General features: G+C 72.8%; 6 protein-coding genes. 1 reads left to right on the top strand and 5 read right to left on the bottom strand.

Annotated features, from left to right (window positions below):
- The first annotated feature begins 103 nt into the window (after positions 1 to 103).
- Positions 104 to 1,432: an AarF/ABC1/UbiB kinase family protein gene (locus EF918_RS31770; protein ID WP_125652379.1), complete on the top strand. Its 1,329-nt coding sequence runs from the start codon at positions 104 to 106 to the stop codon at positions 1,430 to 1,432.
- A 10-nt stretch (positions 1,433 to 1,442) separates the two neighbouring features.
- Here EF918_RS31770 and EF918_RS31765 read toward each other — a convergent pair whose 3' ends face one another.
- The 5 genes from EF918_RS31765 to EF918_RS31745 all read right to left on the bottom strand — a co-directional run bounded on the left by EF918_RS31765 (position 1,443) and on the right by EF918_RS31745 (position 5,282).
- Entirely contained in the window at positions 1,443 to 1,649 is a 207-nt protein-coding gene (locus EF918_RS31765) for a hypothetical protein (protein ID WP_125652378.1), read from the bottom strand.
- A gap of 139 nt (positions 1,650 to 1,788) precedes the next feature.
- Positions 1,789 to 2,124: a hypothetical protein gene (locus tag EF918_RS31760; RefSeq protein WP_125652377.1), complete on the bottom strand. Its 336-nt coding sequence runs from the start codon at positions 2,122 to 2,124 to the stop codon at positions 1,789 to 1,791.
- Positions 2,121 to 2,489, bottom strand: a complete 369-nt coding sequence (locus tag EF918_RS31755) for a WhiB family transcriptional regulator (protein ID WP_125652376.1) — start codon at positions 2,487 to 2,489, stop codon at positions 2,121 to 2,123. Before EF918_RS31755 ends, EF918_RS31760 begins: the two co-directional genes overlap by 4 nt.
- A 180-nt stretch (positions 2,490 to 2,669) precedes the next feature.
- A complete protein-coding gene (locus EF918_RS31750; protein ID WP_185922015.1) occupies positions 2,670 to 3,005 on the bottom strand; it encodes a hypothetical protein in 336 nt (111 codons plus the stop codon).
- A 168-nt stretch (positions 3,006 to 3,173) separates the two neighbouring features.
- Positions 3,174 to 5,282, bottom strand: a complete 2,109-nt coding sequence (locus EF918_RS31745) for an ATP-dependent DNA helicase UvrD2 (RefSeq protein ID WP_260610848.1) — start codon at positions 5,280 to 5,282, stop codon at positions 3,174 to 3,176.
- Between the last annotated feature and the right edge of the window lie 262 nt (positions 5,283 to 5,544).

The following is a 5,544-nucleotide window of genomic DNA, read 5'->3' as shown; positions in this document are numbered from 1 at the left end:
GCCCCCAGGTCGCCCGGCCGGCGAAGCCGAGTGGCAGCGCGGCCAGCTTGACGGTACGGGTGACCGCCGCTCGCGGCACAGCAGTCGGGACTTGGAGGGGCGCATGTCTGATCTTCCCCGGAAGGCGGTCACCCGTACCGTCAAGCTGGCCGCGCTGCCACTCGGCTTCGCCGGCCGGGCGACCTGGGGGCTGGGCAAGCGGATCGTGGGCGGGTCGGCGGAGATCGTCGCGCGGGAGCTGCAGCAGCGCACGGCCGAGCAGTTGTTCCGTACGCTCGGTGAACTCAAGGGTGGGGCCATGAAGTTGGGTCAGGCCCTGTCGGTCTTCGAGTCGGCGCTGCCGGAGGAGGTGGCCGGGCCCTACCGGGCGGCGCTGACCAAGCTCCAGGAGGCGGCCCCACCGCTGCCCGCGGGGACGGTGCACCAGGTCCTGGCGGAGCGGATCGGGCCGGACTGGCGGGAGTTGTTCTCGGAGTTCGAGGACAAGCCGGCGGCGGCCGCCTCGATCGGGCAGGTGCACCGGGCCGTGTGGCACGACGGGCGGGAGGTCGCGGTCAAGGTCCAGTACCCGGGCGCGGGTGAGGCGCTGCTGTCGGACCTCAAGCAGCTCGGCCGGTTCGCCGGCCTGCTGGGGCCGCTGGTCCCGGGCATGGACATCAAGCCGCTGATCACCGAGCTGCGGGAGCGGATCTCGGAGGAGCTGGACTACGCGCTGGAGGCGGAGGCCCAGCGGATCCACGCCGAGGCGTTCGCGAACGATCCGGACGTGGTCGTTCCGGGCGTGGTGCACCAGGGCGACCAGGTGTTGGTGACCGAGTGGCTGGAGGGGGTGCCGCTGTCGGAGGTCATCGCCGACGGCACCGAGGAGGAGCGTGACCGGGCGGGGCAGTTGCTGGCCCGGTTCCTCTTCTCCGGGCCGGCGCGCACCGGGCTGCTGCACGCCGACACCCATCCGGGCAACTTCCGGCTGGTGGTGGACGCGGACGGGCACATGCGGCTGGGCGTGCTCGACTTCGGCACGGTCGACCGGCTCCCCGGCGGGCTGCCCGCCCCCATAGGCCGTTCGCTGCGGATGACCCTGGAAGGGGACGCGGAGGGGGTCTACGGGCACCTGTGCGACGAGGGCTTCGTGAAGGACTCCGTCGAGCTGGACCCGGAGGCGGTGCTGGACTATCTCCAGCCCATCATCGAGCCGGCGGCGGTGGAGGAGTTCACGTTCACCCGGGAGTGGATACGCGGACAGGCTGCGCGGATCGCCGATCCCCGCTCTCCCGCACACCAGTTGGGCCGCATGATCAACCTGCCGCCGTCCTACCTGCTGATCCACCGCGTGACGCTCAGCACCATCGGCGTGCTGTGTCAGCTCGGCGCGACGGTGCGGCTGCGGGAGGAACTGGAGGAGTGGCTGCCGGGGTTCCGTCCCGAGGACTGAGCAGGAGGGCTCACCACCAGGAGGAGTCGAGGCGGCCTTCGATCGCGCGGAGGTTGGCCCGGGCGCAGTCCACGCAGAAGTACTGACGGGCGCCGTTCTCGACCGAGCAGGTCCAGGTGGGCGGAGGGCCCTCGGGGGCGGGGGTGCCGCAGCGGGCGCAGACGACCGCGCGTCCGCTCGCTCCCGGCGGTGCCGGGTGGGGGTTCGACTGGTCCACCACCAGACGATATCGCCATGAGCCGGGCACGGGCCCGCAACGCACCGGGGGGACCGGTCCGTGCGGACCGGTCCCCCCGGGGACGGCTTCCGGCTGCCCTGTCTCGGCGCTCCTCGCGGAGCAGGGCGTGCGGTCGTCGTCAGTGCATGATGGCCATGGCCAGCGCACGGCGGGCGCGCAGCGAGACGCGCTCGGCACGCCGCTGCATGCGGCGGGCGGCGACCAGACGCGAGGCGCGACGCTCGGCGTCGACCTCACGCATCCGGTCGGCCATATGGGCGCGGGCCAGGGCTTCTGGGATGAGTTGCATTTCGCGGGTCCTGTTCTGGCGCGAGGTGATCGCACCGGTGGTGATGAAGTCTTCGGTGGCGCAGCCGGACGGCTGCTCGCTCGAGGCGGCGGGGGTCATGAGGGCCTGCTTCAGGGGGTCGTGCGTCAGGGGGCGGTCGATGGTTCCGAATCCGGTGGCGTTCATGCCGAGACCGGGTTCTTGCGCGGGCGGCCACGCGGACGCTTGCGGGCCACGACCACACCCTGGACGAACAGCTCCCCACCCCAGACGCCCCAGGGCTCACGGCGCTCCAGCGCCCCGGCGAGGCAGGCCTCGACCAGCGGGCAGGTGCGGCACAGGGACTTGGCGTACTCGACGTCGGCCGGGGACTCGGCGAAGAAGACCTCGGGGTCGTACGTGCGGCACGGGACGGGGACGCCCAGGTTCTCGATGGCGTCGTCGAGCGCGGTGAGCGCGGTGAGCGGAGTCAAGGTGGAGTCCTCCGGGACTGCGGGCGGGGAGACGGTGCGGGTCTGCGGTACGGACGGGGCGTGCGCTTCGAGTTGCACGGTTTTTTTCTTCCTCGTCTTGTCTGCTGGTCGGTCCGGCGGTCGGCCGGATCTGCTGGTACCTGGTCTTGCCAGTCCCCGTGGCCCCTTCGCTCCGTCGCCCCGGGTGGGGACAAACAGAAGGGCCGCGGATCCCGGGTGGGGTTCCGCGGCCCTGAAGGCGCCGGCCTGATCAGGCGATCAGGCTGGATCACTCCAGGGTTCGAGCCCGCGGAAGGCCCACATCAGGTGGTGCTGCGTCGTGTGCTTGGTCTGCTTCGTCTGGATTCCGGCACCGGCTGCCGCAAAGCCATAGGCCTCAGCCTTGGCTCCCATGCCTGCCACCGGTGCCTGGGTCGGTCGCTCGTTGCGCTCACGCACGGGGAGGGTCGCCAGAACGGCGGGGCTGGCCGCGGCGATCGCGGACAGACCGGTGCCCCGGAGGGAACGCAGCGAGGAGACGAGCAGGGTGGAGCCGAGGGTGCAGGAAGCGGCGACCGGGCGATCGGTCATTTTGGTGTTCATGAAGCTGGTCACGGGGTCTCGCCTCCTCTCGGCGTCTCGGGGACCGGCTGTGGCGGGCCGGTCCCGTGTATTCGGATAAGTACAGCACGAGGACAGGCCTTCAGAGAAGTTGCCTGTTCTCGTGGTTAAGAACCTATGGGGACTGCCAGGGCATGTGCAAACTATTTTTCCGACGAGTTTCTACGCGTCGTCCCCGACCTCGCCCTCAGGCTCCTGACCTGCACAGATGGCCAGGACATCGGCTCCGTACCGGTCGAGCTTGCGGCCGCCCACCCCGGAGATCATCGCGAGCTCGCCCGCCTCGGCCGGGGCCGACTCGGCGATCGCCATGAGCGTCTTGTCCGTGAACACGCAGTACGCGGGCATTCCGAGGGCCTTGGCCCGCACCGCGCGCCACTCCCGCAGCCGCTCGTAGAGACCTTCGTCCATGTCGGACGGGCAGTCCTCGCAGCGCATCAGCTTCAGCGCGCCGGCGTCCGTGAGCGTCCGGCCGCAGACGCGGCAGGACACCGGGCCGCGCCGGGTGCGCCGGCGGGCGCCGACCTCGGCCGGCGCGCCGGCGGCCCGGCCGGGCGCCGAGGAGCCCGGCCGCAGCCCGTTCAGGAACCGGCTGGGCCTGCGGGAGGCCCGGCCGCCCGGAGAGCGCGACAGGGCCCAGGAGAGCGTCAGGTGGACCCGGGCCCGGGTGACGCCGACGTAGAGGAGCCGGCGCTCCTCCTCCACCTGCTCGTCGGTCTTGGCGTAGGTGATCGGCAGCATGCCGTCGGTGAGGCCCACCAGGAACACCGCGTCCCACTCCAGGCCCTTGGCCGCGTGCAGCGAGGCCAGGGTGACGCCCTGGACGGTCGGGGCGTGCTGGGCGGCGGCCCGCTCCTCCAGCTCGGCGACGAGGTCGGCGAGGGTGGCGCCGGGCCGCCCGGCCGTGAAGTCCTCGGCGAGCCGCACCAGCGCGGCCAGGGACTCCCAGCGGTCGCGCACCGCCCCCGAGCCGGCCGGCGGCTCCGGGCTCCAGCCGACGCTGCTGAGGACGGCCCGCACCTGCGCGGGGAGCCCGACCACGTCGTCCAGCAGCGGGTCGTGCGCCCCGGCGCGGGCGGAGCCGCGCAGCGTGAGCATGGCGTTGCGCACCTCCTGCCGCTCGAAGAAGCGCTCGGCGCCGCGCAACTGGTAGGGCACCCCGGCGTCGGCGAGGGCCTGCTCGTAGACCTCGGACTGGGCGTTGATCCGGAAGAGCACCGCGATCTCGCCGGCGGGCACGCCGGCGGCGATCAGGTCGCGGACGCGGCGGGCGACGCCCTCGGCCTCGGCGGGCTCGTCCGGGTACTCGGCGTAGACGGGGGCGGGGCCGGGCTCGCGCTGGGAGACCAGCTCCAGTCGGTGCTCGGCGGCCCTGCCGCGGGCCTGGCCGAGCAGGCCGTTGGCCAAGTGGACCACCTGGGGGGTGGAGCGGTAGTCGCGGACCAGCTTGACCACGGTGGCGCGGGGGTAGCGGGTGCGGAAGTCCAGCAGGTGGTCGGGGGTGGCGCCGGTGAAGGAGTAGATGGTCTGGCTGGCGTCGCCGACCACGCACAGGCTGTCCCGGTCGCCGAGCCAGAGCTCCAGCAGGCGCTGCTGGAGGGGGCTGACGTCCTGGTACTCGTCGACCACGAAGTGCTGGTACTGGGCGCGGACGGTCTCGGCGATGTCGTGCCGGTCCTGGAGGACGCCGACGGTCAGGAGCAGCACGTCCTCGAAGTCGATCACCCCGCGGTCCCGCTTGAGCTGCTCGTACGTGCTGTAGATCTGGGCGATCTCGGCCATGTCCCGGGGGGCCTCGCGACCCGCCTTGAGCGCGGCGGCCGGATAGTCGGCGGGGATGGTCTGGGTGACCTTGGCCCACTCGATCTCGCCGGTGACGTCGCGCAGCTCGTTGCGGTCGAGGCGGACCCGGCAGCGGGCCCCGGCCTCCGCGACGAGCTGGACCTTGCGCTCGACCAGCCGGGGCAGCTCGCCGCCGACGGCGCGGGGCCAGAAGTACTGGAGCTGGCGCAGGGCGGCGGAGTGGAACGTCCGCGCCTGCACGCCCTCGGCACCGAGTGCGCGCAGCCGGCCGCGCATCTCGCCCGCGGCGCGGTTGGTGAACGTGACGGCCAGCACACTGGCCGGGGCCAGCCGGCCGGCCCGCACCCCGTAGGCGATGCGGTGGGTGATCGCCCGGGTCTTGCCCGTGCCGGCTCCCGCCAGCACGCACACCGGCCCGTCCAGGGACGTCGCGACCTCGCGCTGCTCCGGGTCCAGGCCCAGGAGCACCGCGTCGGCCGAGTCGGCGACGGCCGGGAAAGCTGAGGAGTGCGTTGCTGCTGTCACCCCGCCATGCTGCCAGGTCCCGTGGGGCGGACGGCAACGTCGTCCACAGGCCGTGCACACCAGTCGTACCGGCGGTGACGAGCAGCCGCCGGGCGGACGCCCGGGCACGCCGGGGCCCGGCACGCCGAGGCCCGGCATGCCGACGCCCCCTGGTCGGCGGGCGCGGGGCCAGAAGTACTGGAGCTGGCGCAGGGCGGCGGAGTGG

It is taken from the genome of Streptomyces sp. WAC06614 (genome assembly GCF_003949795.1).
Lineage (GTDB): Bacteria > Actinomycetota > Actinomycetes > Streptomycetales > Streptomycetaceae > Streptomyces.
This window is presented reverse-complemented; position numbering and strand designations above follow the sequence as displayed.